Origin of the sequence: Streptomyces sp. NPDC051684, from assembly GCF_044453445.1 — a bacterium.
Lineage (GTDB): Bacteria > Actinomycetota > Actinomycetes > Streptomycetales > Streptomycetaceae > Streptomyces.
The window spans coordinates 21,996-48,389 of the sequence record NZ_JBITCS010000045.1; the positions used below are offsets into that span (position 1 = coordinate 21,996).

General features: G+C 70.8%; 26 protein-coding genes and 1 pseudogene. 17 read left to right on the top strand and 10 right to left on the bottom strand.

All coding sequences use genetic code 11. The features are described 5' to 3' along the window. Positions 1-170: 170 nt before the first annotated feature. Entirely contained in the window at positions 171-1,532 is a 1,362-nt protein-coding gene (locus ACIA8D_RS36135; protein ID WP_399238676.1) for a Mu transposase domain-containing protein, read from the top strand. Continuing rightward, the gene (istB, locus tag ACIA8D_RS36140) at positions 1,529-2,338 is read left to right on the top strand and encodes an IS21-like element helper ATPase IstB (protein WP_399238679.1); all 810 of its coding nucleotides are present in this window, start codon (positions 1,529-1,531) and stop codon (positions 2,336-2,338) included. Before ACIA8D_RS36135 ends, istB begins: the two co-directional genes overlap by 4 nt. 622 nt (positions 2,339-2,960) lie before the next feature. Here the strand turns inward: istB and ACIA8D_RS36145 are convergent. From ACIA8D_RS36145 to ACIA8D_RS36160, 4 genes are all read right to left on the bottom strand, one after another. Further along, positions 2,961-4,181, bottom strand: coding sequence for an FAD-dependent monooxygenase (locus ACIA8D_RS36145; RefSeq protein WP_399238681.1), 1,221 nt, complete (start codon positions 4,179-4,181; stop codon positions 2,961-2,963). Between the two features lie 69 nt (positions 4,182-4,250). Next, the gene (locus ACIA8D_RS36150; RefSeq protein ID WP_399238683.1) at positions 4,251-5,513 is read right to left on the bottom strand and encodes a hypothetical protein; all 1,263 of its coding nucleotides are present in this window, start codon (positions 5,511-5,513) and stop codon (positions 4,251-4,253) included. A gap of 167 nt (positions 5,514-5,680) precedes the next feature. Next, entirely contained in the window at positions 5,681-7,072 is a 1,392-nt protein-coding gene (locus ACIA8D_RS36155; RefSeq protein ID WP_399238685.1) for an MFS transporter, read from the bottom strand. Positions 7,073-7,082: 10 nt separating this feature from the next. After that, complete coding sequence (locus ACIA8D_RS36160) at positions 7,083-7,682, bottom strand: hypothetical protein (protein ID WP_399238687.1); 600 nt, start codon at positions 7,680-7,682, stop codon at positions 7,083-7,085. A gap of 132 nt (positions 7,683-7,814) precedes the next feature. On the opposite strand from ACIA8D_RS36160, the gene ACIA8D_RS36165 reads away from it, so the two are divergent. The 6 genes from ACIA8D_RS36165 to ACIA8D_RS36190 all read left to right on the top strand — a co-directional run bounded on the left by ACIA8D_RS36165 (position 7,815) and on the right by ACIA8D_RS36190 (position 11,382). Then, positions 7,815-8,741 (top strand): LysR family transcriptional regulator, encoded by a 927-nt coding sequence (locus ACIA8D_RS36165; protein ID WP_399238690.1) that lies wholly within the window; start codon positions 7,815-7,817, stop codon positions 8,739-8,741. Next, the gene (locus ACIA8D_RS36170; protein ID WP_399238692.1) at positions 8,738-9,298 is read left to right on the top strand and encodes a GNAT family N-acetyltransferase; all 561 of its coding nucleotides are present in this window, start codon (positions 8,738-8,740) and stop codon (positions 9,296-9,298) included. The genes ACIA8D_RS36165 and ACIA8D_RS36170 overlap by 4 nt, the downstream gene beginning before the upstream one ends. A gap of 64 nt (positions 9,299-9,362) precedes the next feature. Next, positions 9,363-9,785: an aspartate 1-decarboxylase gene (gene panD, locus ACIA8D_RS36175; RefSeq protein WP_399238694.1), complete on the top strand. Its 423-nt coding sequence runs from the start codon at positions 9,363-9,365 to the stop codon at positions 9,783-9,785. Positions 9,786-9,816: 31 nt separating this feature from the next. Beyond that, complete coding sequence (locus ACIA8D_RS36180) at positions 9,817-10,161, top strand: GNAT family N-acetyltransferase (protein ID WP_399238696.1); 345 nt, start codon at positions 9,817-9,819, stop codon at positions 10,159-10,161. Positions 10,162-10,205: 44 nt separating this feature from the next. Then, complete coding sequence (locus ACIA8D_RS36185) at positions 10,206-10,895, top strand: arylsulfatase (protein WP_399238698.1); 690 nt, start codon at positions 10,206-10,208, stop codon at positions 10,893-10,895. 43 nt (positions 10,896-10,938) lie between these two features. Beyond that, the gene (locus tag ACIA8D_RS36190; protein WP_399238701.1) at positions 10,939-11,382 is read left to right on the top strand and encodes a nitroreductase family deazaflavin-dependent oxidoreductase; all 444 of its coding nucleotides are present in this window, start codon (positions 10,939-10,941) and stop codon (positions 11,380-11,382) included. 40 nt (positions 11,383-11,422) lie between these two features. Here ACIA8D_RS36190 and ACIA8D_RS36195 read toward each other — a convergent pair whose 3' ends face one another. Further along, on the bottom strand, positions 11,423-12,076 hold the full coding sequence (locus ACIA8D_RS36195; RefSeq protein ID WP_399238703.1) for a TetR/AcrR family transcriptional regulator: 654 nt from the start codon (positions 12,074-12,076) through the stop codon (positions 11,423-11,425). A gap of 182 nt (positions 12,077-12,258) precedes the next feature. Here ACIA8D_RS36195 and ACIA8D_RS36200 point away from each other — a divergent pair, with 182 nt between their 5' ends. From ACIA8D_RS36200 to ACIA8D_RS36210, 3 genes are all read left to right on the top strand, one after another. Continuing rightward, a complete protein-coding gene (locus ACIA8D_RS36200; RefSeq protein WP_399238705.1) occupies positions 12,259-13,224 on the top strand; it encodes an alpha/beta hydrolase in 966 nt (321 codons plus the stop codon). Next, a complete protein-coding gene (locus tag ACIA8D_RS36205) occupies positions 13,221-14,081 on the top strand; it encodes an NAD(P)-binding domain-containing protein (RefSeq protein WP_399238707.1) in 861 nt (286 codons plus the stop codon). The genes ACIA8D_RS36200 and ACIA8D_RS36205 overlap by 4 nt, the downstream gene beginning before the upstream one ends. 78 nt (positions 14,082-14,159) lie before the next feature. After that, on the top strand, positions 14,160-14,369 hold the full coding sequence (locus ACIA8D_RS36210; RefSeq protein WP_399238709.1) for a hypothetical protein: 210 nt from the start codon (positions 14,160-14,162) through the stop codon (positions 14,367-14,369). 11 nt (positions 14,370-14,380) lie between these two features. Here ACIA8D_RS36210 and gndA read toward each other — a convergent pair whose 3' ends face one another. Continuing rightward, a complete protein-coding gene (gene gndA, locus ACIA8D_RS36215; RefSeq protein WP_399238711.1) occupies positions 14,381-15,820 on the bottom strand; it encodes an NADP-dependent phosphogluconate dehydrogenase in 1,440 nt (479 codons plus the stop codon). A 111-nt stretch (positions 15,821-15,931) separates the two neighbouring features. Here gndA and ACIA8D_RS36220 point away from each other — a divergent pair, with 111 nt between their 5' ends. Continuing rightward, positions 15,932-16,903, top strand: a complete 972-nt coding sequence (locus tag ACIA8D_RS36220) for an acetylxylan esterase (protein WP_399238713.1) — start codon at positions 15,932-15,934, stop codon at positions 16,901-16,903. 87 nt (positions 16,904-16,990) lie between these two features. Then, positions 16,991-18,070, top strand: coding sequence for a transglycosylase family protein (locus ACIA8D_RS36225; RefSeq protein WP_399238715.1), 1,080 nt, complete (start codon positions 16,991-16,993; stop codon positions 18,068-18,070). A gap of 49 nt (positions 18,071-18,119) precedes the next feature. Here the strand turns inward: ACIA8D_RS36225 and ACIA8D_RS36230 are convergent, their stop codons facing one another. After that, entirely contained in the window at positions 18,120-19,115 is a 996-nt protein-coding gene (locus ACIA8D_RS36230; RefSeq protein ID WP_399238718.1) for a DMT family transporter, read from the bottom strand. A gap of 302 nt (positions 19,116-19,417) precedes the next feature. Between ACIA8D_RS36230 and glgA the strand changes: the two genes are divergently transcribed. Beyond that, complete coding sequence (gene glgA / locus ACIA8D_RS36235; RefSeq protein ID WP_399238743.1) at positions 19,418-20,575, top strand: glycogen synthase; 1,158 nt, start codon at positions 19,418-19,420, stop codon at positions 20,573-20,575. A 17-nt stretch (positions 20,576-20,592) separates the two neighbouring features. Beyond that, positions 20,593-21,810, top strand: a complete 1,218-nt coding sequence (gene glgC / locus ACIA8D_RS36240) for a glucose-1-phosphate adenylyltransferase (protein WP_399238720.1) — start codon at positions 20,593-20,595, stop codon at positions 21,808-21,810. Between the two features lie 268 nt (positions 21,811-22,078). Here the strand turns inward: glgC and ACIA8D_RS36245 are convergent, their stop codons facing one another. Beyond that, positions 22,079-22,849, bottom strand: coding sequence for a TetR/AcrR family transcriptional regulator (locus tag ACIA8D_RS36245; RefSeq protein ID WP_399238722.1), 771 nt, complete (start codon positions 22,847-22,849; stop codon positions 22,079-22,081). A 135-nt stretch (positions 22,850-22,984) separates the two neighbouring features. Between ACIA8D_RS36245 and ACIA8D_RS36250 the strand changes: the two genes are divergently transcribed. Together ACIA8D_RS36250 and ACIA8D_RS36255 are read left to right on the top strand one after the other, a co-directional pair. Continuing rightward, a complete protein-coding gene (locus ACIA8D_RS36250) occupies positions 22,985-23,986 on the top strand; it encodes an AMP-binding protein (protein ID WP_399238724.1) in 1,002 nt (333 codons plus the stop codon). 66 nt (positions 23,987-24,052) lie between these two features. Next, a pseudogene (locus tag ACIA8D_RS36255) lies at positions 24,053-24,290 on the top strand (amidohydrolase); the annotation flags it as partial. Positions 24,291-24,603: 313 nt separating this feature from the next. Here ACIA8D_RS36255 and ACIA8D_RS36260 read toward each other — a convergent pair. Both ACIA8D_RS36260 and ACIA8D_RS36265 read right to left on the bottom strand, forming a co-directional pair. Continuing rightward, entirely contained in the window at positions 24,604-25,401 is a 798-nt protein-coding gene (locus tag ACIA8D_RS36260; RefSeq protein ID WP_399238726.1) for an ABC transporter permease, read from the bottom strand. Next, on the bottom strand, positions 25,398-26,375 hold the full coding sequence (locus tag ACIA8D_RS36265; protein ID WP_399238728.1) for an ATP-binding cassette domain-containing protein: 978 nt from the start codon (positions 26,373-26,375) through the stop codon (positions 25,398-25,400). Before ACIA8D_RS36265 ends, ACIA8D_RS36260 begins: the two co-directional genes overlap by 4 nt. Positions 26,376-26,394 lie beyond the last annotated feature (19 nt).

Genomic DNA, 26,394 nt, shown 5'->3' on the forward strand with positions numbered 1-26,394 from the left:
CGTGATGATGGCGCTCTTTGAAAACGGCCACCTGTCGCTCTCTGGTGGGGACAAACATGCTCAGTTGATCTCCCCATCCATCGTGTGACGTTTTCCGGTGTGTCGGCGTGGAGTGATGTCGGTCCGGAGAGCCTGCGTGCGCACTGTGTTCGGCCTGTTCGGGGGCCTGGATGCTCACGCGGGAGGAAGACGTGGATGCTCATGCACTGCGTCGCCAGGGTTGGTCGATCTCGGCGATTGCGAGACATCTGGGACGTGACCGGAAGACCATCCGTGCCTATCTGAACGGAGAGCAGGAACCGGGCCGCCGACGGCAGAGCCCAGACGCCTTCGCGCCGTTCCTGGAGTACTGCCGGCAGCGCCTGGCCGATGATCCTCACCTGTGGGCATCAACCCTGTTCGACGAGGTCAACGGGCTTGGCTATCAGGGCGGTTACTCCACTTTCACGCGGTCTCTTCGCCGCTATCAGGTCCGCCCCCACTGCGAGCCCTGCCATGCCGCCAGCGGCCGCAATGTCGCGGTGATCGCTCATCCGCCGGGCGAGGAGATCCAGTTCGACTGGCTTGAACTTCCTGACGCGCCCGAGTCCTGGAACGTCGGATCGCATGCTCATCTGCTGGTCGGAGCCCTCGCGCACTCGGGCCGCTGGCGGGCGGTGCTCTCGGAGAGCGAGGACTTCGCCCATCTGATCGCTTCGCTCGACCAGGTCATGCGCAAGCTCGGAGGCACGGCCCGCCGCTGGCGCTTCGACCGCATGGCCACCGTCTGTTATCCCAGCAGCGGCCAGGTCACCCCGGCCTTCGCCGCGGTCGCCAAGTACTACGGTGCCGGCGTCGACATCTGCCCGCCCCGCCGCGGCAACCGCAAGGGCGTGGTCGAGAAGGCCAACCACTCGGCAGCGCAACGTTGGTGGCGGACCGTCCCGGACGCGCTGACGGTGCTGCAGGCCCAGTCCGGCATCGACAAACTCGCCGACCGCATGGACGAACGCCGCCGTGTCGTCGACGGCATCAAGGTCACCGTCGCCGAGCTGGCCGCCTGCGAGCCGCTGCTCGATCTCCCGGTCCGCCCGTTCCCCGCGGAACTCGAAGTCCAACGGACCGTCAGTCCGCAGAGCCTGGTCGCCTTTGAGGGCAACTTCTACTCCGTTCCACCCGGCCTGCCCGGCGCCCAGGTCATGGTCCAACTCCATCTTGGAGACGACCACTTGAACATCGCCACCGCTGGCCGGGCCGTGATCGCCCGCCACCGGCGGGCGCCCAAAGGTGCTGGCCAGACAGTGCGGGAGGCCGGACACGTCATCGCTTTGGAGCGAGAGGTCCTGGCGTCCTTCTCCGACCGAGCGCCCTGCAAGAACAAGGTCCGCCGGCCCCTCTCGGACGCCGCCCTGGCCGAGGCCGAGCGACTGCGCGGACACCCCAGCGCGGCCGGTGATCCGGCCGAGCGGGTCGTGATCGACCTCAACCACTATGCCGCCGTGGCCGACCGGCTGCGGAGCGTTCCCCCACCCAAGGAGGAGAGCACGGAGTGAGCACGACGCCGATGCAGATGAGTGAAGCTCGACGCTTCCAGCAGCTGCGGGGTCACCTGTCCTACCTCAAACTCAACGACGCCGCCGAGGCACTGAACAGGGTCTGCGACCAGGCCAGGGCCGAGGGAATGTCGCTGACCGCGGCCCTGGAGCGGCTCCTGGAGATCGAGGTCGAGGCCACCGAAGCACGCAAACTCGCCGCCCGTCTGCGGTTCGCCTGCCTGCCCGAACCATGGACGCTCAACGATTTCGACTTCGCCGCCCAACCGGGCGTCGACGAGAAACTCATCCGCGACCTGGCAACCCTGCGCTTCCTCGACGACGCCTCCAACGTCTTGTTCGTCGGCCCGCCCGGAGTCGGGAAAACCATGCTCTCGGTCGCGCTCGGAAGAGCCGCAGTTGAAGCAGGCCATCGCGTCTATTTCACGACCGCGGCCGAGCTCGCGGCCAAATGCCACAAAGCCGCACTCGAAGGCCGCTGGAAAACCTGCATGAACTTCTTCGCCGGCCCCAAACTCCTCGTCATCGACGAGCTCGGCTACCTCCCACTGCCCGAGGACGGAGCGTCCGCACTGTTCCAGGTCATCAACCAGAGGTATCTGGAATCCAGCACCATCCTCACGACAAACGTGGGAATCGCGGACTGGGCCGGCGCCTTCGGCGACGCCACTGTCGCGGCCGCCATGCTCGACCGGCTCCTGCACCGCGCCGCGGTCGCCGGGATCGACGGACCCTCCTATCGCCTGCGTGGACACCGCAACCAGGCCGAGACGATGCGAGCTGGGGTGAACTCGCGTGTCTCTTGAGCATCGCCCCATCGAATCCATCGAACTGCCCCAGACGGAGAACGACTTGGCTCGTCGATGCCCCGGCTGCGAAACCATCTTCAACGTCGACAGAAGCACCAGCCGACAGGTCTACTGTTCCCGGACCTGCCGCGAACTCAACCGGCAACACACACCCGTCGAACGAACCTGCCCGGTCTGCCAGAAGCAATTCATCACGGATGTCAGCCCGAGCCGAATCTACTGCTCGAAAGAATGCAGAGCAGTCAAAAGGGCCAGCGAGGCAGATCAGGAGAAACGCGACTGCCCCGTCTGCGAAGAGACATTCACCGCACCGAAAACCGTCCGGAAGATCTATTGCAGTGCGTCATGCCGGCGCCTGGCTGAGAAAGAACGGGAAGACACACGCGTCCAGGACCGGGCCCGACGCCTGGGCGAAACACCTCGGCCCGCCGGCAACCGTCCCGCTCTGACACCCGCTGAGCCCTCGCTCCCGCAGCCGCGGCCGCAAGCCATCAGGCCCCTCGTTCGCGCAGGCCAGGGGCGCGACCCGATGGAGCCCACAGCCACTCGTGAATGCCCGCACTGCCACCAGCCGGTGACCATCGTCGCCCTGTTGGCCACCCCCGAAGCGGCCCGCCCATCAGTGCCTCCCGGCCCTGCGGACCCCATCCCGATCCGGCGAACACCATGATCCCAGCTGACGGCCACTGATCCACCGGGCCCGCCGACCTGACGGTCGGCGGGCCCGCCCGCTTCTCGCTCCCCACCTTCCCCACTCAGTTGAACCCCTTACCAACTGAGGCGAAGAGCGACACTGGCCGAATTCACCGATCCCCATCACCGACTCGTAGCGGGCGAGGGCCAGGGCCGGAGCGTCCTCGTGCGCCGTGAGGCAGCGGGCCAGGACCGCCGCGTCCTCCAGCGCCTGCGCCGCGCCCTGGCCGTAGAACGGGAACATGGGGTGCGCGGCGTCCCCGAGCAGGGTCATCCGGCCGCGGGTCCACGAGGGCAGCGGCGGCCGGTCGTACAGGGCCCAACGGCCGGGAACGGCCCCGGACGTGATGAGCGCGCTCACCCGCTCGTCCCAGTCGGCGAACTCCGCGTGGAACTCCTCGACCGTGGCCGTCGCGCTCCACGACTCCGCCGTCTCGTCCGTCGACGGGGCGAACGCGACCACGTTGACCGCCTCGCCCTCCGAGATCGGGTAGTGCACGAGGTGGTGGTCGGGGCCGAGCCACAGCGTCTGCGCGCGGCGCAGGGCGAACGCTGGGGCCGTGGCCGCGGGGACGATCGTGCGGAAGGCGCACAGGCCCGAGAAGCGGGGGCGTTGCGGTTCGGCGACCGTCCCGCGGACCACGGAGTGCATGCCGTCCGCGCCGATCACCAGGTCCGCGTCGGTGCGGGAGCCGTCGGCGAAGGTCAGCCGCACCCCGTCGGCGTGCGGCTCGACGCGCGTGCAGCGGGCGGCAAGGCGCACCGATGTGTCCGGCACCGCCGAGCGCAGGGCGTCGAGGAGCTGGGCGCGGTGCGTGGTGTACGTGCGCTCTCCGTAGAGGCGCTCGCATTCCCCGTCCAGGCGCTCGACGGACAGCACCGTGCCGTCCTGCCAGCGGCGGAACTCCCAGCCCCAGTCCAGCGGGACGGCCCGGCGCAGTACGGAATGCGCGACGCCCAGCGCGCGCAGCGGCCGCACCGCGTTGGGGGCGAGCAGGAGGCCGGCGCCGACCTCGGTGAGCGCGGACGCCTGTTCGTGGACGGTCGCGGTCAGCCCCGCGTGGTGCAGGAAGGCCGCGGCCGCCATGCCGCCGATGCCGCCGCCCACGACCGCGATCCGCGGACCCGTCTGCTGTCTGTCGCGCACTGGTTCCTCCCCGGACCGTGTCGCGTGCGTCGGCCGGGTCTCAGCATGGCGGACGGGGGCGGCCGGCCGTCAGGTGTTCTTCTGCAGCGCCTTGAACTGTTCGAACCAGACGTTGCGGCCGAGGGTGCCGTCCGCGCCCGGCCGCACGGTCCGGTTGGCGTACAGGGGGTTGAGGATCCACGGCGTCTTGGTGGCGTCCCAGCCCGAGGCCATCGACTCGATCTGCAGGCCGCCGTAGGTCGCCACCGCCAGCTTCCCGGTGTCGCGGAAGGCCTTCATCTGTTCGGTGAGGTAGTTCCTGCTGTGGTCGAACCACTGGGTCATGGAGACGAAGTCGTTCCACTTCTGCTGCGGGAACGGCTGCTCGATGGCGTCCCCGACGACCTGCCAGACCTTCCGGCCCGGGGTCACGTCGTAGCGCTTGGCGAACGCCGGGGACACCGGGTCGTTCATGTGGCTCTTCCAGAACTGCACCAGGGAGAACTCGGTGGCGAGGAACTTCTGGTCAGGACGCAGCCTGGGCACCACGTAGTTGATGAACTTGGCGGCGTTCTGCAGGGACGTGACGTGCGGGTGGATGTCGACGCCGGCGAGCTCGGGCGTCTTGTGGACGAAGCGCAGCCACCGCTCGGTCGCGGGCGTGCGGCCCTCGGGGCTGTCGAGGTTGTTGAGCGCGCCCATGTAGAGGCTGGTCCCGGAGCCCGCTCCGCCGTGCTGCTTTCGGTAGTCGATGACGTGGCGGGCCAGCGTCTCGTAGAAGACGTTGAGGGCCTTGTTCCGCTCCTCTTTCAGCGTTTCCAGGAACGGCTCGTTGCCGATGGTGAGGATGTCGACCTTGCCGATGACGGCGGCGAGGACCCGGTCCACGAGGGCCAGCAGGCGCTTCAGCTCGGGGCTGCCGGGTGCGGGCAGCGGGCCCTTCGTGGGCCCGAGCGCGTAGGGGAACTTGAGCGACAGGATGGTCCTGCGGCCGTCGCCGTGGGCGGTGAGCAGGGCCTTGATGGCGCGCTGCTGCGTGACGTCACCGTCGAGGTCGCCCGGCGTCACCGGGACGAAGCCGCGCACCCAGGTGGCCGAGAGCGCCTGCAGTTGGGCGGCGCCGAGGCCCGCGGGGTCCTCGTTGAAGTTCACGCCGAGCGCGCCGTCGGGCGCGCCGCCCGGGGCCTTGCCGGCGGCGGCCTTGCCCTCGACGGGAGTTGAGGCGGACTTCGACGGCGAGCCCTTCGCGGCGGACGGCTTGGCATCGTTCGAGGACGGTGAGCACGCGGCGGCCAGGAAGGCGGAGCCGGTGACGCCCAGGAGCATGCGGCGGGAGGTGGTGTGGCGAGTCACTGCTGTCCGTTTCTGTGGGGGGATCGCTGTCCACTGCACCGACACCGTAGGCATGGATGTGCGCGCGATTGATCCGCTGTGACAGCCCCGCGACATCATCCGGACAACGCCAAAACCCCGGTCACACAGAAACCAACAGGTGTGACCGGGGGCAGAGGGACGACGGATCAGGCGCGGGCCTCCACCGCCGGTGCCGACCCCGGCAGCGGCCGGCCCGCGGACTCCGCCGCGAAGTAGGCGGCCACGGCGCCGATCGCGCCCGCCGCCATCAGGTAGTACCCGGGCACGTTGACGTCGCCGGTGGCCTCCACCAGCAGTGCGTTGACGACGGCGGTCGTGCCGCCGAACAGCGAGACCGACAGGTTGAACGCGATCGACAGACCGCCGTAGCGGATGTCCGTCGGGAACAGCGCCGGGAGCGTGGAGGGGATGGTGCTGTTGAAGCAGAGCAGCATCAGCGACATCAGCACCAGGCCGAAGAAGACCGACGTCAGGGTGTTCTGTTGGATCAGGAGCACGGACGGAATCCCGAGCACGATCAGCATGCCGCAGCCGAAGTACAGCACCGGCTTGCGCCCGATGCGGTCCGAGAGCCGGCCGACGAAGGTGATGAGCAGCATGCCGACGGCGAGCACCGAGATCTCCAGGAGCTGCGCCCAGGTGGGGCTCACCGACGGGGCGAACTTGTCGATGTACTCCAGCATGTATGTCGTGAGCATGTAGTTGGTGACGTTGAAGACGAGCACCAGACCCATGCAGATCAGCATCGGACGCCAGTGGTCGGTGAAGACCCGCTTGATCTCCCTGAGCGTCTGATTGCCCTCACGCCCCTGCTGCTTGGCCACGGCGGCCTTGAACGCGGGGGTGTCCTCCAGCTTGAGGCGGAGGTAGAGCCCGATGATGCCGATCGGCCCCGAGATCAGGAACGGGATGCGCCAGCCCCAGGACAGCAGATCCTCGTGCGACATGACGCCCGGCAGCTGGATGACGAGGCCCGCGACGCCGCCGAGGAGATAGCCGGTCAACGTGCCGAACTCCAGCCAGCTGCCGAGGAATCCGCGCTTCTTGTCGGGGGCGTACTCGGCGATGAACGTCATCGCGCCGCCGTACTCGCCGCCGGTCGAGAAGCCCTGCACGAGGCGGGCGAGCAGCATCAGCAGCGGGGCGGCGGGGCCCCACGTCTCGTAACCAGGGATGAACGCGATCACGAACGTGCCGACGGCCATCATGATGACCGTGATCGACAGCACCTTGGTGCGGCCGATCCGGTCGCCGAGCGGTCCGAAGAACATGCCGCCGAGCGGGCGCACCAGGAAGGCGACCGCGAACAGGCCGAGGGTTCCGATCGTGCCGACGGTCTGGCTCGCGCCGGTGAAGAACACCGCGGTGAGCACCGGGGTCAGATTGGCGAAGACGCCGAAGTCGAACCACTCGGTGATGTTTCCGATGGCTGCGGCGCCCACGGCCCGCCTGGTCACCTTGGGGTCGGTCACCAATGTCTCGTCGGCCGGGCCCGCCTGGGTATCGGGAAGCTCGGAAACGGTGTGCGCGGCTGGCACGTACTACTCCTCAGGATTGCGCGGTACTGCGGGTGGGACGCCCGCACAGGGGCTTCGGGTCGATCCAGTGGACAGGGTGGGCGAGGTGCTGCCGCGGCCCGCGCGCGGTGCGGCCGGCCTCCAGGACGGCGCCGGTCGCCGGGAAGACGAGCAGGGCGAGTCCCGAGGCCACCAGGGCCGTCGCGGCCGTCGGGGAGCTCGCGGGCGCGAGCAGCGCCGCGGCGAGCATCGGCAGGCCGAGGCCAAGGCGGGTGGCGGTCGGCGTGCGCACGCCGAGGGCGGCGCTCGCTCCGGCGCGCCCGAGCCCGTGCCCGAATCCGGCGAACGCGGCGCCCACGAGCGTCGGCCAGGTCGACGTCCCCGCCGTGAGCGACAGCGCGGACAGGCCCACCAGTAGTGCGGTGAGACCGGCGAACTGCGCGCAGCGGCTGTCGAGTTCGGCGGCCAGCGGCTGCGCGAGCGCCGAGCACACGAGAACGGCCAGCGGCACACCGCAGACGACGGCCGGGTCGCTCCGGCCCGAGACGATCAGGACAGCGGGAACGACCGCGAGGAACAGGCCCGCCGTGGCCCAGGCGAGGAAGCGGACGGCCAAGACCATGGCGAACAAGGCGCGCGTTCCCGTCGGGAGCCGCCGATTCCGGCGGAGGGAAGGACTCTTGGACAACACCCGGGAAGGGTGCCACCCGTGACTCATCGACACAATTGTGCGATCTTGCACAGGACCGTGCAAGATGGTCGAATGATCGATCCCAAGCTCAAGGTGCTCCAGATGGTCGAGGAGCACGGCGGGGTGACCGCGGCCGCCGAGGCCATGGGGCTCAAGCCGTCCACGGTCTCGTACCAGCTGAGGCAGCTGGCCGGGCAGGTCGGCGCGGTGCTCATGGAGCCCGCGGGCCGCGGCATCAAGCTGACCGCCGCGGCTCGTACGCTGCTGCGGCACGCGGCCGTCCTGGAGGCGCAGTGGGAGCGGGCGCGCAGTGACCTCGCGGCGATGGCCGACGTGCAGACCGGCAGCTTCACGCTCTGCGGCTTCTCGACGGCCGCCACGCACCTGCTGCCGTCCACCGCGGCGACCCTGCGCGAGCGGCATCCCCAGCTCGGGGTACGCCTCGTGGAGGCGGAGCCGGCGCGCTGCTTCGAGCTGCTGCTCACCGGCGAGGCCGACCTCGGTCTGGTCGTCGTGACGACCGACTCGCCGCCCCTGACCGACGAGCGCTTCGAGCAGCAGCCGCTCCTCGACGACCCGCTCGACCTCGTCGTCCCGGCCGACCATCCGCTGGCGGCGCGCGAGCGGGTGGTCCTCGCGGACGCGGCCCGCGAGACGTGGATCGTCGGCACACCCGGCACGACCTACCACGACCTGCTGGTCACGGCGTGCATGGCGGCCGGGTTCACGCCCGACATGGGCCACCAGTCCGACGAGTGGGACACCGGTACGGCGATGGTGGCGCACGGCCTGGGCGTGATCCTGGTGCCGCGCCTCGCCCGCATCAACACGGAATGGCCGGTGGCCCGCATCCCCCTCTCCGGCGAACCCGCCCCCGCCCGCCGCATCCTCGCCGCCACCCGCAAGGGCGGGGCGCGGCACCCGGTGGTGGCGCAGGCGCTCGACCTGATCAAGGCGTCGGCGGTGAACCTGGTGCCCGCTGGGGAGGCTTCCCGATGATGACCTGGCGCCGGCTCGCCGAGCACGACTTCCCGTTGCTGAAGTCCTGGTTGGAACAGCCGCACGTGGCCCGTTGGTGGAACCATGAGACCTCGATCGAGGCGGTGTCGCGGGTCTTCGGCCCTGCCGCGAGGGGCGAGGAACCTTCGGAGGACCTGCTCGTCCACCTCGACGGCAGCCCGATCGGCCTGGTTCAGCGTTGCCGGCTGTCCGACTACCCCGAATATCTGGCTGAGCTCGCCGCCGTGGTCGAGGTGCCTTTCGGGGCGATGACCATCGACTACCTGATCGGTGAGCCACAGCAGGTCGGCCGAGGGCTCGGCACGCAGATGGTCCGATCGGTCGTCCGGGCGACCTGGGACGACCACCCCGACGCACCCTGCGTCCTGGTGCCGGTGCCGACGGCCAACCGGGCCTCCTGGCGGGTGCTGGAGAAGGCCGGACTGCGCCGGGTCGCCGAGGGCGAGCTGGAGCCGGACAACCCTGTCGACGGCCGTGCCCACTACATCTACCGGATCGACTCGGGGCGGGCCGCCGCCGCACGCGACTCGTTGTAAATTGTCGATACAGCCCTTGACCTGCAATTGGGCAGGCAGGGAGCCTACTTGTGGGAGTGTCCCGATGCTGCGCACCATGCTCAAGTCCAAAATTCACCGCGCCACCGTCACCCACGCCGACCTGCACTACGTCGGCTCCGTGACCATCGACGCCGACCTGCTCGACGCCGCCGATCTGCTGCCCGGCGAACTCGTGCACATCGTCGACATCGACAACGGCGCCCGCCTGGAGACGTACGTCATCGAGGGGGAGCGCGGGTCCGGTGTCATCGGGATCAACGGGGCGGCCGCCCACCTCGTGCACCCGGGCGACCTCGTGATCATCATCGGTTACTGTCAGATCGAGGACGCCGAGGCGCGGGCCCTGCGACCGAGCGTCGTGCACGTCGACCGGGACAACCGGATCGCGGCGCTCGGCGCCGACGCCTCCGAGCCGATCCCCGGCGGGGATGTGACGCGCGGCCCGCACGCGGTACCCGCGGGCTGAGACCCGGTCCGGCCACGACGCAGGAGAGCCCATGAGCGACATCGAGATCCGCGACGACCGTGCGAAGGGCCTCCTGCAGGCCCGCTCCGGCGGCGAAGTCGTCGGCCACCTCCAGTACTTCGTCCTGGAGGAACCCGAGCGGGCACTCGTCGCGGTGCACACCGTCGTCGAGCCGGAGCACGAGGGCAAGGGCATCGCGGGCTCACTCACTCGCGAGCTGTATGGCATCGCCGCGGCCGAGTCGCTGACCGTGGCGCCGCTGTGCCCCTTCGTCGTCCGCTGGGCCGAGCGGCACCCGGGCGAGGCGCCCGAGGCCTCCGCCGACCTGCTGCTGGCCGCGAAGGCCGCCCTCGACGCCGACCCCGACAAGTGGTGAGACGGCCGCGCACGCGGTGATCATCCGCGCGTAGGGTCCCGGTCATGAACCTGGCGCTCCTGCACACCTCACCCGTCCATGTGCCGGTCTTCGACGCCCTGCGCGACGCCGACCACCCGGGCCTGGAGCTGCGTCACGTCGTACGCGAGGAGCTGCTCGCCCGGGCCGGCGTCGAGGGGCCCGAGGCCGTCACCGACGAGGTCCGGGCGCTGCTCGCGGCGGCCGTCGCCGACGGGGCACAGGCCGTGCTGTGCACGTGTTCCACGCTCGGCGCCGTCGCGGAGGGCCTCGCCGCGGACGCCGGCGTGCCCGTGCTGCGCGTGGACCGGCCGATGGCCGCGCGGGCCGTCGCGGAGGGGAATGGGGTCTCCCCTGCTCGAACGGAATTGAGAGCTCGGGGAAGGATCGCCGTGGTCGCCACGGTGCGCAGCACCTTCGGGCCGACCCTCGACCTGATCGGGGAGGAGGCCGCACGGGCCGGGCGCGCGGTGGACGTGCGGACCGTGTTCGTCGAGGGCGCCTGGGAGCTGTTCCTCGCGGGGGACCGGGACGGGTATCTCGCGCTCGTCGCCACCGCCATCGACGGCATCGCCGGCGCCGACGTGATCGTCCTCGCCCAGGCCTCCCTCACCGACGCCACTGAGCGGGCCCACACCACGCTGCCGGTGCTCGCCAGCCCGCGACCCGGACTCGCCGCGGCGGCCTCGGAGTGCGCGAGCGCCAACCGGGCTTAGATTGAAAGACGTTGACCCCACGTCTTCCCAGGAGGCAGTGCGCATGACTCACAGTGATGCCGACGTCGTCGTCAGTCCCAGCGGCTGGGTCGCCGACCAGGCCCGCACCTACGAGGAGTCCGGCGGCACCAAGGGCACGACCATGCAGGGCGCCCCGTGTCTGCTCCTCGACTACCAGGGCCGCAAGTCGGGGCAGTGGCGGCGCACCGTTCTGATCTACGGCCGCGACGGCGACGACTACCTGATCGTCGCGTCGAAGGGCGGCGCGGACGAGCACCCGCTGTGGTACCTCAACCTTCAGGCCAACCCCGAGGTGCGGCTACGGGTGGAGACCGAGCGGTTCACGGCCCGCGCCGAGACCCTTTCGGCGCAGGACAAGGCGCGGGTGTGGGACTCCCTGGTGGAGCTGTTCCCGCCGTACGCGGAGTACCGGAAGAAGACGAGCCGCGACATTCCCGTGGTCCGGCTGCGCCGCACCGACGGCTGAGGCCGGCCCCCGGACTCTCCCGCTGTCCCGCCCGCTCGCGTCAGGGAATCGCGGCCTCGACCCGGGCGAGGTGGGCAGCGAGGATCTCGTCGAACGCGGCACCGCGGTCGGCCCCGAGGGGGCGGATCTCGCGGGCGAAGTGGGCCAGGGCGGGGAAGCGCTCGGGGTCGGCGCCAAGGACCGCGACGCGGAACTGCTCCATGCCTTGCTCGTACTCGCCGGGGGTGAGGCTGCCGATGCCCGCCTCAGAGGTGATCAGCGACGCGACGAGGATCACGATCCGGTGGTAGCGGTCCGGGATCTCCTCATCGGGCAGGCCCGAGGCCCGCAGGGCCTGGAGTACCTCTTCCATGACCAGACGGGAGCCGGCGCCACCGGATGCGTAGCGTCCCCAGACCGCGGCGAGTTGCGGGTGCTCGCCGAAGGACTCCCGCAGGCGCAGGGCCAGCGCGGTGATGCGCTGCTTCCAGTCGCCCTCGGGGCGGTAGCCCTCCATCGCAGCCACCAGGATCCGGTCGGCGACCGCGCGCAGCAATTCGGTCTTGTTGCGGAAGTGCCGGTACAGGCTCGAGGAGTCCGTCCCGAGCGTGGTGGCGAGCTTGCGCACGCTGAAGGATTCGGCGTCGCTCGTGCGCAGCAGCTCTGCTGCCGTGTCCAGGATCTCCTCGGTCGACCAGCGCCTTCGGCCTGTCATTTTTCCCCTCTCTTTCGCGCCGAGTGTAGCTCATGCACGCGGGCGTGCACTTGGCAGTGACCTTTCCTGAGCGTCCGCCATTGCCCCCACCAAAACACTTGGCGTTGCACGCACCGCGTGCATACTGGGGGCAAGTGCCTGCCGGGATGTCCGGCCGGGGGAAGCGAAGGGGAGACGGGGACATGAGGGAGACGACCACTGAGGCCACTGTTGTGGAGCGGCCGCCGGAGCCGGACTTCCGGACGATCACCACCGAGGAACTTGTCGCCTACCGCGAGGCGGAGAACCGCTTCAGGGCATCCGGAGCGGCCCGGGTGGTCCTCGGCGAGCCCGACGCCGCCGCGGTCATCGACTGGCAGGAACTGGCGCTGCCGGGCCGTGCCCTGCCGGTCCGGGTGTACCGGCCGGCGTCGACGAAGGACAGCGGCCCAGCCGGTCTGCCGCTCGTGATCCATGTGCACGGAGGCGGCTTCGTGGGCACGGCGGCGCAGTGCGACTGGGCCAACAGTCACCTCGCCGCCCGGTTGCCTGCGCTCGTCGTGTCGGTCGAGCACCGCCTCGTCGCACCGGGCACCGCGCTCCCGCATGCCGCCGACGACGGCTGGGACGTGCTGCGGCACATGGTGCGGCACGCGGAGCAGTGGGGCGCCGACCCGGCGCGCACGGCCGTCTTCGGCGAGAGCTTCGGCGGTCTGATCAGTGCCCTGAGCGCGATCCGGGCCCGGGACGCCGGGCTGCGGCTGCGCGCACAGGTGCTGGTCAACCCCGCGGTCGACGTGACCGACACGATGGACGACCACTCCTCGGTGGCCGAATACGCGTACCGCCCGACCCGTGCCCTGCCGCAACTGCGGCTCCTGCGACGGCTGTCCGTCCCGCCGGGCACCGACGCCCGCGCGTACTCGCCGCTGTACGCGGAGGACTTGAACGGACTCGCCCCGGCGCTCGTGGTGGTGCCGACCCGGGACGCAGTGGCCGATCACGGCCGACGCTACGCCGAGCGGCTGCGGGCGGCCGGGACGCCCGTGCGGCTCACTGAATACCCGGGAGCCAAGCACGCGTTCCTCTCCCTGCCCGGTGTGGAACCGCAGGCCGAGGCCGCCCGCAAGGAGATCCAAGAATTCCTTCGCGCTGCCCTGGCACAGTGACCGAGGTGCTGGGCGACCGGCCGGTCGCCCAGCACCGGCCTCGACGTGATCCCGCATCCATGGAGGAGGAGACCGTGCAGCGCATCGGCATCATCGGGGTGGGCGAGATCGGCCGCGCCCTTGTCACGGGCCTGCGTCACGAGGGCGGTGCTTCGCCGGAGGTGTTCCTTTCCCCGCGGGGAGCCCGCACGGCCGCGGCGTTGGCCGAGCAGTACGCGGGCGTCACCATCTGCGCCGACAACCAGCAGGTGGTGGACCGCTCCGAGTTGGTGCTTCTCGCCGTGCGCCGCGAGGACTGGCGCGAGGCCCTGGCCGGAGTACGGATCGCTGAGGGTAGGGTCGTGGTCAACGTGATGGCCGGGGTCGGCACCGACGAACTGCGTCGAGCGCTCGGCACGGACGTCCCGCTGGTCCGCGCCATCCCCCTGCCGACCATCCGGGAGCGCCGTTCCGTCACGGTCGTACACCCCTCGCACCCGGAGGTGGATGCCTTCTTCGCCCGGATGGGCGGCGCACTGCCCGTCGCGGACGAGCCCGCCTTCAATGTCCTCTCCGCGCTGACCGGCACGCTGACCACTCACTACGCGTATCTCGCGACGCTCGCCTCGTGGGCCGCCGACCACGGCATCGCCCCCGCCGACGCCGACCGCTACGTCCGCGGCCTCTTCCAGGGGGTCGGCCGCTCCCTGGGGGATGGGGCCCGATCCCTGGACCGGCTCGCGGCCGATCACGAGACGCCGAACGGGAACAACGAACGCATCCGCACCACCTGGCTCGACCCGGCCAACGTCGAGGCCCTCACCAAGGCCCTCGACGAACTTCTCGCCGCCCTCGGCCGGCCGGTTGACCGGCCGTAGGCGTGGACTCGGCGGGCGTGGGCACGCGAGCCGGGAGACAGTGGAGAGGTCCCCTCCGAACCGTTGGAGGAACCAACGATGACCCAGCCCTTCCCCGATCCCGTCCCGCCGACCCCCACGCCCGGACCCGGCCCGGGGCCCGACCGGCCCGATCCGGGCCCGATGCCGGACCCGTTCCCGACGCCGGTGCCCGAGCCCACGCCGCGGCCCTCGCCGTCCCCGACGCCGCCGCTGCCGGACCCGGACCCCGACCCGCACCCGCCGGAGCCCGAGCCGTCACCCGCGTAGCCGCGTAGCGGCTACGCCTCGACCTCGGAGCGGTCACCGCCCCACAGCGTGTGGAACGAGCCCTCCCGGTCGACCCGGCGGTACGTGTGCGCGCCGAAGTAGTCCCGCTGGCCCTGCGTGAGTGCGGCCGGCAGGCGCTCGGCGCGCAGCGCGTCGTAGTAGGCGAGCGCGGCGGCGAAGCCCGGCGTGGGCACGCCCTGCGTGGTCGCCGCGACCAGGACGGAGCGCCAGTCGTCCTGCGCCGCGGCGATCTCGTCGGCGAAGCCCTTGTCGGACAGGAGCGAGACCAGGTTCGGCTCGGCCTCGTACGCCGCCGTGATCCGGTCGAGGAACGCGGCGCGGATGATGCAGCCACCGCGCCAGATCCGGGCCACCGCGCCCGAGTCGATGTTCCAGTCGTACTCCTCGCTGCCCGCGGAGATTTCGTGGAAGCCCTGGGTGTACGACACGATCTTCGAGGCGTACAAGGCCTGTTCGACGCGGTCGGCGAACGCGGCGGCCTCCGTCTCGCTCAGCGCCGTGGCCGTGGGGCCCGCCAACTCCCGTGACGCGGTGCGCAGTTCCGCGTGCCCCGACAGGGAGCGCGCGAACACCGCCTCCGCGATGCCGGACACCGGCACGCCCAGGTCGAGCGCGATCTGCACCGTCCAGCGGCCGGTGCCCTTCTGTTCGGCCTGGTCCTGGACGACGTCCACGAAGGGCTTCCCGGTCGCCTCGTCGACGTGCGAGAGGACCTCGGCGGTGATCTCGATCAGGTAGGAGTCGAGCCGGCCCGTGTTCCAGGTGCGGAAGATGTCGGCGATCTGCGCGGGGGAGTACCCGGCCACGTCGCGCAGCAACTGGTAGGCCTCGCCGATGAGTTGCATGTCGGCGTACTCGATGCCGTTGTGCACCATCTTGACGAAGTGGCCCGCCCCGTCGGGTCCCACGTGCGTCACGCAGGGTGCGCCGTCCTTCGCCTTGGCGGAGATCTTCTCCAGCATCGGGCCGAGCGAGGCGTAGGACTCGACGCTGCCGCCGGGCATGATGCTCGGGCCGTGCAGCGCGCCCTCCTCGCCGCCGGAGACGCCCGTGCCGACGAAGTGGATGCCCTGTTCGCGCAGCTCCTTCTCGCGGCGGCGGGTGTCGGCGAAGTGTGCGTTGCCACCGTCGATGATCATGTCGCCGGGCTCCATGAGCGGGGCGAACTCCTTGATCACCGCGTCGGTCGGGTCGCCGGCCTTCACCATGATGACCAGGCGGCGCGGCCGTTCGAGCGCGGCCACGAACTCCTCGGCGGTCTCGGTCGGTACGAAGATGCCCTCCTCGCCGAACTCCTCGACCAGCGCGTGCGTACGGGCCGCCGTGCGGTTGTGGAGGGCGACCGTGTACCCGTTGCGGGCGAAGTTCCGGGCGAGATTGCGCCCCATGACAGCGAGCCCCGTGACACCGATCTGGGCTGTAGTGCTCATGCCTGCCGCTCCTGTATCTGGAAGATGAAGGATTTTGTTCATTGTTGGTCGAAGGACGGGTTACGTTGGCGTCCGCCCCACCGTGGACTCTCTACGAATTTGGAGCCGTGCGTGCCTCATTTCGACCTGTCGCTCGACGCGCTGCGTACCTACCAGCCGGAGTTGACCGCCCCCGACGACTTCGACGCCTTCTGGGAGAAGACCCTCGTCGAGGCCCGGGAGCACGACCTGGACGCACGCTTCGAGCCCGTCGACGTCCCGTACACGGCGGTCGACGTGTTCGACGTTACGTACGCGGGCTTCGGCGGGCATCCCGTGAAGGGCTGGCTGGTCCTCCCGGCGGGCACGAACGAGCCGCTTCCGGCCGTCGTCGAGTACATCGGCTACGGGGGCGGCCGCGGCCTCGCGCACACCCACCTGCGCTGGGCGGCCGCCGGGTTCGCGCACTTCGTCATGGACACCCGCGGGCAGGGCAGCGGCGGCAGCGTCGGCGACACCCCCGACCCGGTCGGCTCCACGCCGTCCCAGCCGGGATTCATGACGAAGGGCATCCAGGACCCGCACGAGTACTACTACCGCCGCGTCTACACGGACGCCGTGCGCGCCGTCGACGCCGCCCGCTCGCACCCGCTGATCGACGCCTCGCGGGTCGCCGTCACCGGCGGCAGCCAGGGCGGCGGCATCACCATCGCCGTGGCGGGGCTCGTGCCCGACCTGCGGGCGGCCGCGCCCGACGTGCCGTTCCTGTGCGACTTCCGGCGCGCGGCCACGCTCACGGAGCGTCACCCGTACCGCGAGATCGCCCTCTACCTCAAGGCGCACATCGGCGAGGACGAGCGCGCGTTCCGGACGCTCTCGTACTTCGACGGCATCAACTTCGCGGCGCGCGCCACGGCGCCGACCCTGTTCTCCGCCGCCCTGGAGGACCTCACCTGCCCGCCGTCCACGGTCTTCGGCGCGTACAACCACTGGGCGGGCACGCAGAAGTCGATGGAGGTGTACGCGTTCAACGACCACGAGGGCGGCGGCCCCTTCCAGCAGGCCGCACAACTTCGGTGGATTCCTGGTCACTTGAGGGACTGAATCCCGCCAAGGTGGCTCAGGGCACTCTTGTCCACCTACGTAGGAGCGGCTAATTTGCCGCTCCTACGTGTGGCTGAGGGGGCATTCATGGCGTTACGCGGCCGGCACCGCCGGTACCAGCCGAGCCGGGTCAACCGGGCATCGCTCACCGTGACCGTGGGCGGGGTGGGCATGGCCATCCCGATCGTCGGCGCGGGCACGGCGCAGGCCGCGGACGCGCACACGTGGAACAAGGTCGCCGCGTGCGAGTCCTCCGGGAACTGGAGCATCAACACCGGCAACGGGTTCTACGGCGGGCTTCAGTTCACCCGCTCCACCTGGGCCGCTTACGGCGGCACCGCCTACGCCGCGCGCGCCGACCTCGCCACGAAGGACCAGCAGATCGCCGTGGCGGAGAAGGTCCTCAAGGGGCAGGGCCCCGGCGCCTGGCCGGTGTGCTCGCAGCGCGCGGGCCTGACGCGGACGGCCGCGACGCCCGACGTGCGGCCGCAGACCACGCCGCAGTCTCGGGCGGGACGCGCCCAGATGTACCGCGTCGTCAACGGGGACAGCCTTTCCGGCATCGCCGCCGAGCGGTCCGTGAAGGGCGGCTGGCGGGCGCTGTACGCGGCGAATCGCGCCACGATCGGGGCCGACCCGGACCTGATCACCCCCGGGCAGCGCCTGGCGATGCCCGGCAAGGCGGGGAAGACGCAGGCGCAACCCGCGAAGAAGGCCCCAAAACCCGTCGCGAAGAAGTCCGACACGGCGAAGGCCACCGCGCACAACGCCGTCGCGCCCGTCGCCGCCTCCCTCGGCACGCCCTACCGGGCCGCCGGTTCCTCCTGGTCGAAGGGGTATCACACGGGTGTCGACTTCGCTGTGGCCACCGGAACCTCCGTGAAGGCCGTCGCCGCCGGAAGCGTCGTCTCGGCCGGCTGGGGCGGCTCGTACGGCTACGAGGTGGTGATCCGGCACGCCGACGGCAAGTACAGCCAGTACGGGCATCTGTCGGCGCTGACGGTCAAGAGCGGCCAGCGGGTGATCGCGGGCCAGCGCATCGCCCGCTCCGGCTCCACGGGCAACAGCACGGGCCCGCATCTGCACTTCGAGGTGCGGACGGGGCCCGGCTTCGGCAGCGACGTGGACCCGCTGGCGTATCTGCGGGCCCGCGGCGTCAGGATCTGAACCCGGCCCGGGAGCAGGTCAGGGGCGGATTCCGGCCCGACAGCAGGCGTCAGGAGCGGATGTCCTCCGCCGTCCCGCCCCGGCACGGCGGCTCCTGCCGGGCCTTGGGCGCACGCGGCGGCAGCGGCACCGAGGCGAGCCCGGCCGGGCTGTCCGGCACCACGGGCGGGATCGCCGGGGGACCCGCGTGCGCGACCACGGAGGCGCCGGCCCGGCGAGCGCGCCCGATGCGCTCCGTCGTCAGCAGGATCAGACCGCCCGCCGCCACGACACCGCAGCCGAGCGCGAGCACCGTGCCGATGGTGCCGTACCGGAACGATTCCCCGAACATGGTGAGGCCGATGGTCGCCGCCACCACGGGGTTCACAACCGTCGCGGTCGCCAGCGGCGCGGCGAGCCCGGCGCCCCGGTAGGAGGCCTGCGACAGCAGCATCCCGGCCACGGCGAGGCCCGCGATGGCCAGGAGCGTGGCGAGCTGTTCCAGCGGCTGCCCGGTCCAGTTCTCGGTCACGGACTTCGTGAACACCGACGCCATGCCGAACGCGCCGCCGGCCGCCACCGCGAGGAGCACCGCGCGCACCACGGGGTGCCGGTGCGCCACACGGGCCGTCGACATGAGGGCCAGCACGCCGCCCACGGTGATCAGGCCGACGAACAGGCGCTGCGTCGCGTCCAGCGACTGCTCGGTCGTGGCCCCGGTCAGCGAGAGCAGCCCCGCGAGGCCGACCGTCGCCATGATCGCGCCGCGCCAGGCCGTCGCCCCGGCCCTGCGGCCCACGAGGAGCGCCGACATCGGCAGCGCGAGCACGATCGTCAGGGCGCCCAGCGGCTGCACGACGCTGAGCGGGCCGAAGGCGAGCGCCGCGACGTGCAGCACCGCGCCCAGACCGTTCAGGCACCCCGCGCCCCACCACGCGGGTCTGCGCAAGGGGGCGTACGCCGCCTTGGGCGACGTCGCGGCCACGCGCTCCTGCACGATCGCCCCGCCCGCGTACGCGACGGCGGAGACGAGCGAGAGCAGCACGGAAAGCACCAGGTCGCTCATGTGGCGCCCCTGGAGGTGCGGCGTGGCGCTCGGTCGCTTCTCATACTCTCCACGATCGCTCTTTTCGGCCCTCCGCGTCGTCCGACTTGAGCACTCATTGAGTCCTACTCCCGTTGGAGTAGGTCGCATCCTGATTCATCCCCAGGGCGGGTGCCGCAGGGCCGCGCGGGGGACTCGGGCACCGGTTGCGGTCCGCGCCCTTCCGTGCGGGCCCCTCCATGGGTGACCATGAGGTGCGCTTTCGAAACAGCGATCCAAAAGCGAGTGTCGCCGACCGACGAATACGGGGGCCGCGCGTGCGTGTGGGACTGCTGACCAGGGAGTACCCGCCGGATGTCTACGGCGGCGCCGGAGTGCACGTCGAGTTCCTGGCGCGCGAGCTGCGCCCCCTCGTCGATCTCGAGGTGCACACGTGGGGTGAGGGAACGGGCGACGGCGTGCGCCGGCACCGGGCCTGGCCCGCGCTCGACGGGGCGAACGACGCGCTGCGCACGCTCTCCGTGGACCTGGCCATCGCCGCGGCCCTCGAAGGCCGCGAGATCGCGCACTCCCACACCTGGTACACCAATCTGGCCGGGCACCTGGCGGCGCTCCACCTCGGCATCCCGCACGTGATGACCGTCCACTCCCTGGAGCCGCTGCGCCCCTGGAAGGCGGAGCAGCTGGGCGGCGGTTACGCGCTGTCGGCATGGGCGGAGCGGACCGCGATCGAGGCCGCCGACGGCGTGATCGCGGTGTCGCACGCGATGCGCAAGGACATCCTCGCCTGCTATCCGGCCCTGGAGCCGAAGAAGGTTCGCGTCGTCCACAACGGCATCGACGTCTCGCTCTACCACGCCGACGCGGGCACGGACGTGCTGCGCCGCTACGACATCGACCCGCAGCGGCCCTACGTCCTCTTCGTCGGCCGCATCACGCGGCAGAAGGGTGTGCCCCATCTGCTGCGCGCCGCGAAGGAGCTGACGAAGGACGTCCAGGTCGTCCTGTGCGCGGGCGCGCCCGACACCCCGGAGATCGGACGTGAATTCCGGGAGCTGGTCGAGGAGTTGAGGGCCTCACGGGACGGGGTGCGCTGGATTCCGTCCATGCTGCCGCGCACCGAGGTCATCCAACTGCTCACGCACGCCTCCGTGTTCGTGTGTCCCTCCGTGTACGAGCCGCTCGGCATCGTCAACCTGGAGGCGATGGCCTGCGGCACGCCGGTGGTCGCCTCGCGGGTCGGCGGCATCCCCGAGGTCGTCGCGGACGGCGAGACGGGGCTGCTCGTCCCGTACGAGGCCGCGGAGCCGGGGGCCTTCGAGGCGGGGCTCGCGGACGCCCTGAACCGGGTCGTCGCCGATCCCGACGCGGCGCGGGAGATGGGCGAGACGGGCCGGGAGCGGGCGGCGGCCGAGTTCGGCTGGGACGCGATCGCCCGGCGCACGGTCGACGTGTACGAGGAGATCCTCAACGGTACGTGAATCACAGGGGGGTTGGGATGCGCGGCGGACCTTCGGTGCTCGGGATCGTACTGGCAGGCGGGGAGGGAAAGCGGCTGATGCCGCTCACGGCGGACCGGGCGAAGCCCGCGGTGACCTTCGGCGGCACCTACCGCCTGGTCGACTTCGCCCTGTCCAATCTCGTCAACGGCGACATCCTGCGCATCTGCGTCCTGACGCAGTACAAGTCGCACTCGCTGGACCGGCACGTCACGACCACCTGGCGGATGTCGAGCCTGCTCGGCAACTACGTCACGCCGGTCCCGGCCCAGCAGCGGCTCGGCCCGCGCTGGTACTCGGGCAGCGCCGACGCGATCCTCCAGTCGCTCAACCTGGTCCACGACGAACAGCCCGACTACATCGCGGTGTTCGGCGCCGACCACGTGTACCGGATGGACCCGCGGCAGATGTTCACGCAGCACATCGAGTCGGGTGCGGGCGTCACGGTGGCGGGCATCAGGGTGCCGCGCGCGGAGGCCTCGTCCTTCGGTGTGATCACCCCGGCCCGCGACGGCACGCGCATCGACGCCTTCCTGGAGAAGCCCACCGACCCGCCGCCGCTGCCCGGCACCCCGAACCAGGTCTTCGCCTCGATGGGCAACTACCTCTTCACCACAAAGGTGCTCGTCGACGCGCTCCAGACGGACGCGGAGGACGCCGACTCGGCGCACGACATGGGCGGTTCCATCGTGCCGATGCTCACCGAGCGCGGCGTCGCCCAGCTCTACGACTTCGACGGCAACCACGTGCCGGGGGAGACGGACCGCGACCACGGCTACTGGCGCGACGTCGGCACCCTCGACGCCTACTACGAGGCCCACATGGACCTCATCTCGGACACCCCGGTCTTCAACCTCGACAACCGGCGCTGGCCGATCTACACGCACCCGGGCCAGCTGCCGCCGGCCAAATTCTGCGCGGGCGGCATCGCGTCCGAGTCCATCGTCAGCCCCGGCTGCGTCATCCGCGGCCAGGTCACCCGCTCCGTGCTCTCACCGGGCGTCGTGGTCGAGGACGGCGCGGTCGTCCAGGGCTCGGTGCTGCACGACAACGTCCGGGTCGGCAGGGGAGCGGTGGTGCGCGGCGCCGTCCTCGACAAGAACGTCGAGGTCCCGGTCGGCGCCACCATCGGCGTCAACCCGAGCCGGGACGCGGAGCTCTACACGGTGTCGAAGGCGGGCGTGATCGCGCTGGGGAAGGGGCAGGCGGTGCACTGAGCGGCGGACGGGGCGGGGAGTGTCGGCGTTCGTGCTGTACTGAGCGCATGGTGGTGCTCCTGCCCGTGCTGCTCACGGTGTTGCTTCTGCTGACGGCCGGCGTGGTGGTGGCGGGCCTGTACGCGAAAGTCCCGGTCTGGATGCTGGCACTGTTCCTGTTGGCGGGGTGGCTGACGGTGCTCGTCGGCGGGTTCCTCTCGCAGCGCGCGCAACCGTCCCTGTTCCCGGAGACCTCGCCCTGTTACGGCGCCGGCACCCCGGTCTCGCACTACTTCCCGCCGGATTCGTTCTGCCGGCACGACGACGGGGAACTGCGGACCGTCAACGGGCCGGTGGGCAAGCTCGTGTTCTGGCTCGCCCTGGGCACGGTCGGCGCCGTGCCGACGGCCGTGGTCGTGCGACGCCGGATGGAGGGCCCTAGGGGGGCCGGCGACGGCGGTTCGCCCTCGAAGCCATTGGCCCAGTAGCGGCCGCGCAGCGACAGGTCGAGGAGCATCCGCGTCGCCTCCTCCGGGGGCATCGGGCGCGGGTTCTCCTCCAGCCACCAGCTCAGTACGGCGAGTTGTTCGCCGACCCAGGCGCGCGCGAGGACGTCGACGCTGATCCGCGTGGTGACGCCCTCGTGCTCGGCGCGGGCCCGGAACACCCCGGCCGTCGCCTCCGCCTGCGCCCGAGTGAACTGGCGCAGGGCCCGGCCGTCGCCCTCGCCGCGCAGGATCATCCGGTAGGCGTCCCGCTCTTCGTCGGCGTGCCGGAAGATCTCCAGGGCCGGCTTGCCCGTGAAGCCCACCTCGGAGGCCTGGACGAGCGGGCGCAGCCGGTCCTGCAACTCGTCGAGCAGGTCGGTCACCACGCGGTCGAGCAGGTCGTCCTTGTCCGTGTAGTGCTTGTAGAAGGTGGCCCGGCCCAGGTCGGCCCGCTCCGTGATGTCCTCCACGGTCACGGTCGCGTAGCCCCGTTCAAGCGACAGCGACACCAGCGCGTCGCGCAACAGGCGTCGGGTGCGGCGTACTCGTCGATCGCCCGCTTCCGGCGGCATGGTCCGGCTCCTCTCGCGTCCCCCGGTCGATGCCGGAAGCGTACACCCGATCATTGACACCCCGAAGGTTTCTAGACACGTTGTCTCCAACTGGTCGCCATGGCGATTTGAGCCGACGAGTGTGGGAGCAGTCCGTTGAACCTGGGCACGTACATCACTCGAAGCAGCACCTTCTGGCCCGAACGCGAGGCCCTGATCTGCGGGGAACGCAGGCTGACCTACGGAGAACTGGAGCGCATCACCAACCGCCTGGCCTCCGCCCTCATCGGGCGCGGCCTCGCACCGGGCCAGGCGGTGGCGACGTACGCGGGCAACTGCGCGCAGGCCGTCGAGACCGAGATGGCGCTCTCCAAGAGCGGCCTCGTGCGGGTGCCGATCAGTCCTCGGCTCTCGGTCGACGAGGTCGCCCACATCCTGGACGACGCCGACGTGCGCGTCCTGTTCGTCGACGGCGAGCGCGTCGAGGAAGGGGGAGAGGGTTCCGTCGCCGTCGAGGCCGACCAGCACGACGCCGCCGTCCTCAACTTCACCTCCGGATCCACCGGCAAGCTGAAGGCCGCCGTGCAGACCCACGGCAACCGGCTCGCCAACATGCGCAAACTGGATGATGAGTTCGGACTCCTCGCCCGCGACCCGCGAGTGCTACCTCGCCGCCGGGCCCATCACGCACGCGCCCGGCATGCCGCTGCTCGCCCTGCTGGCCTCGGGCGCCACCGTCGTCGTCCTGCCGCGCTGGGACGCCGAGTCGTTCCTCGCCGCGCCCTCGCCCTCACCGTCGACTTCGCCCGCACCCGGCAGGTCTTCGGCGCACCAATCGGCGCGCTCCAGTCCGTCCAGCACAAGCTCGCCGACATGGCCACCTCGTACTACGCGGCGCGCAGCATGACCTACGACGCGCTCGCCGACCTGGACGCGGACCGCGAACCGCGCACGGAAGCCTTTATGTGCAAGCTGTTCGTCGCCGAGAACGCTTTTCGGATCGCCGACGAGGCCGTGCAGATCCACGGCAAGGCGGGCCTCGTGCGCGGCGCCGAAGTCGAGGCGGTCTTCCGGAAGTTGCGGATGTTCCGCGTGCTCACCGGGTCCTCCGAGATCCAGAAGAACGGGATCGCCCGGCAGTTGCTGCTGCCCGGCTGACCGGCGCGGCACCACGGCGCCACCGCACCTTCCGCTGTGCTCACCCCCTCAGGAGGTTCCTCCCGCATGTCGCCCGTCACCGCACCGTCGTACCCCGAGCGCGCCCACGAGCTGCACCCCGAACTCGTCGCGCTGCGCCGCGCCCTGCACCGTGAACCCGAACTCGGCCTCCAGCTGCCCCGCACCCAGGAAAGGATCCTCGCCGCCCTCGACGGGCTGCCCCTGGAGATCAGCACCGGCAAGGGTCCTCAGCTCGGTCACCGCCGTCCTGCGCGGGGGCCGACCCGGCGGCGCCGTCCTGCTGCACGCACTCGGCGCGGCCGGCCTCACGAAGCGGGCCCCCGAAGCCGTACGGGCCGTCGCCCTGGGCCGGGACGAACTGTGGGAGGCGGCCAGGGCGTCCACGTTTTCTACTCTGTGAGCCTTGAGCCGTGGACCGGTGACGCGTTGAGCGTCGAGGGGGGAGGGGACCGTGGAGGGCGATCCGCCGTGGTGGACCATCTTCGTGATCTCAGCCGTGGTGACGGTGGTCCTCGGGGCGATCCTGTTGTCCGTGATCGCCGCGGTCGTTCTCGGCGGGGGTTGGCTGAGAAGGAGACACCGCCGCCGGAAGGCCCCTACTTCGGATCGTGGTTGAACAGCGCCCGCGACCAGAAGAACCCGAGCACGGTCAGGCCCAGGCACCAGGCGACCGCCAGCCACCCGTTGTGACCGATCTCCGTGCCGAGCAGCAGCCCGCGCAGCGTCTCGATCAGCGGCGTGAACGGCTGGTACTCGGCGACCGGCTGGAACCAGCCGGGCATCGCGTCGACGGGTACGAAGGCGCTGGAGATGAACGGCAGGACGATCAGCGGCATCGCGTTGTTGCTCGCCGCCTCGGCGTTCGGGCTGGCCAGGCCCATCCCGACGGCCACCCAGCTCAAGGCCACGGCCACCAGCACCGTCAGGCCGAACGCCGCCAGCCACTCCAGGGCGCTCGCGTCCGTCGAGCGGAAGCCGACGGCCACCGCCACGGCTCCGACGACCAGCACCCCGGCGACCGCCTGCAGCACGCTGCCCACGACATGCCCGATCAGTACGGACCCCTGGTGGATCGCCATCGTACGGAAACGCGCCATGATCCCCTCCGTCATGTCCATCGTGACGGAGATCGCGGTCCCGGCCGGAGTAGCGCCGATGGTCATCAGCAGGATGCCCGGCACGAGATAGCCGATGTACGCCGTGCGGTCGGCGGGGCCGCCACCGATCCCCGCGCTCATCACGTCGCCGAAGACGTACACGAAGAGCAGCAGCAGGATGATGGGTGTCAGGAGGATGTTCAGGGTGAGCGACGGATAGCGGCGGGCGTGCAGAAGATTGCGGCGCAGCATCGTGGACGAGTCGCGCACGGCGACCGACAGGGCGGTGCCGCTCATCGAAGGGCCTCCTCGGGCCGGTGGGTCTGCTCGACGCCGCCGGTCAGGGCGAAGAACACGTCGTCGAGGTCGGGGGTGTGCACCGACAGCTCGTCCGCCTCGACGCCCGCCGCGTCCAGCCAGTCGAGCACGGCGCGCAGCTCGGCCTGCGTGCCGTCGCTGGGGATCCGCACCGTCAGCGCCTCGTCGTCCGTGGTGACGTCACGGAGCGCGGCGACGGCGGCCCGGTAGCTCGCAGGGTCGGTGAAGCGCAGCCGCACATGACCGCCCGGCACGAGCCGTTTCAGCTCCTCGGCGGAGCCGGTCGCAGCGATCCGGCCCTCACTCAACACCGCGATCCGGTCGGCCAGTTCATCGGCCTCGTCCAGGTACTGCGTGGTGAGGAAAACAGTGACACCGTCGGCGACGAGATCGCGGATCATGCGCCACATGGTGTGGCGGCTGCGCGGGTCGAGCCCGGTCGTCGGCTCGTCGAGGAAGAGGATGCGCGGGGAGCCGACCAGTGTCATGGCAATGTCGAGGCGGCGCGTCATGCCGCCCGAGTAGGTCGACGCGGGCTTCTTCGCGGCGTCGGTGAGGCCGAAGCGGTCGAGGAGTTCGGCGGCCGCCCGGCGGCCCTCGCGGCGGGGCAGATGGTGCAGGTCCGCCATGAGGTGCATGTTCTCCTCGCCGGTGATCAGGCCGTCGACGGCCGAGAACTGCCCGGTCACGCCGATCGCGGCGCGTACGGCCTGCGGGTCGGTGGCCAGGTCGTGGCCGCCGACGGAGAGCTCGCCCGCGTCGGCGCCGATGAGCGTGGAGAGGATCCGGACGGCGGTGGTCTTGCCCGCGCCGTTCGGCCCGAGCAGCGAGAAGACGGAGCCGGCCGGCACCGCGAGATCGATGCCGTCGAGGACGGTCCTGTCGCCGAAGGCTTTGCGGAGCCCCTTCGCCGCGATGGCGAGGGGCGGGGGCGCCGTTGTCGTGGTGGTCATGCGGCAGAGCGTGCGGCAC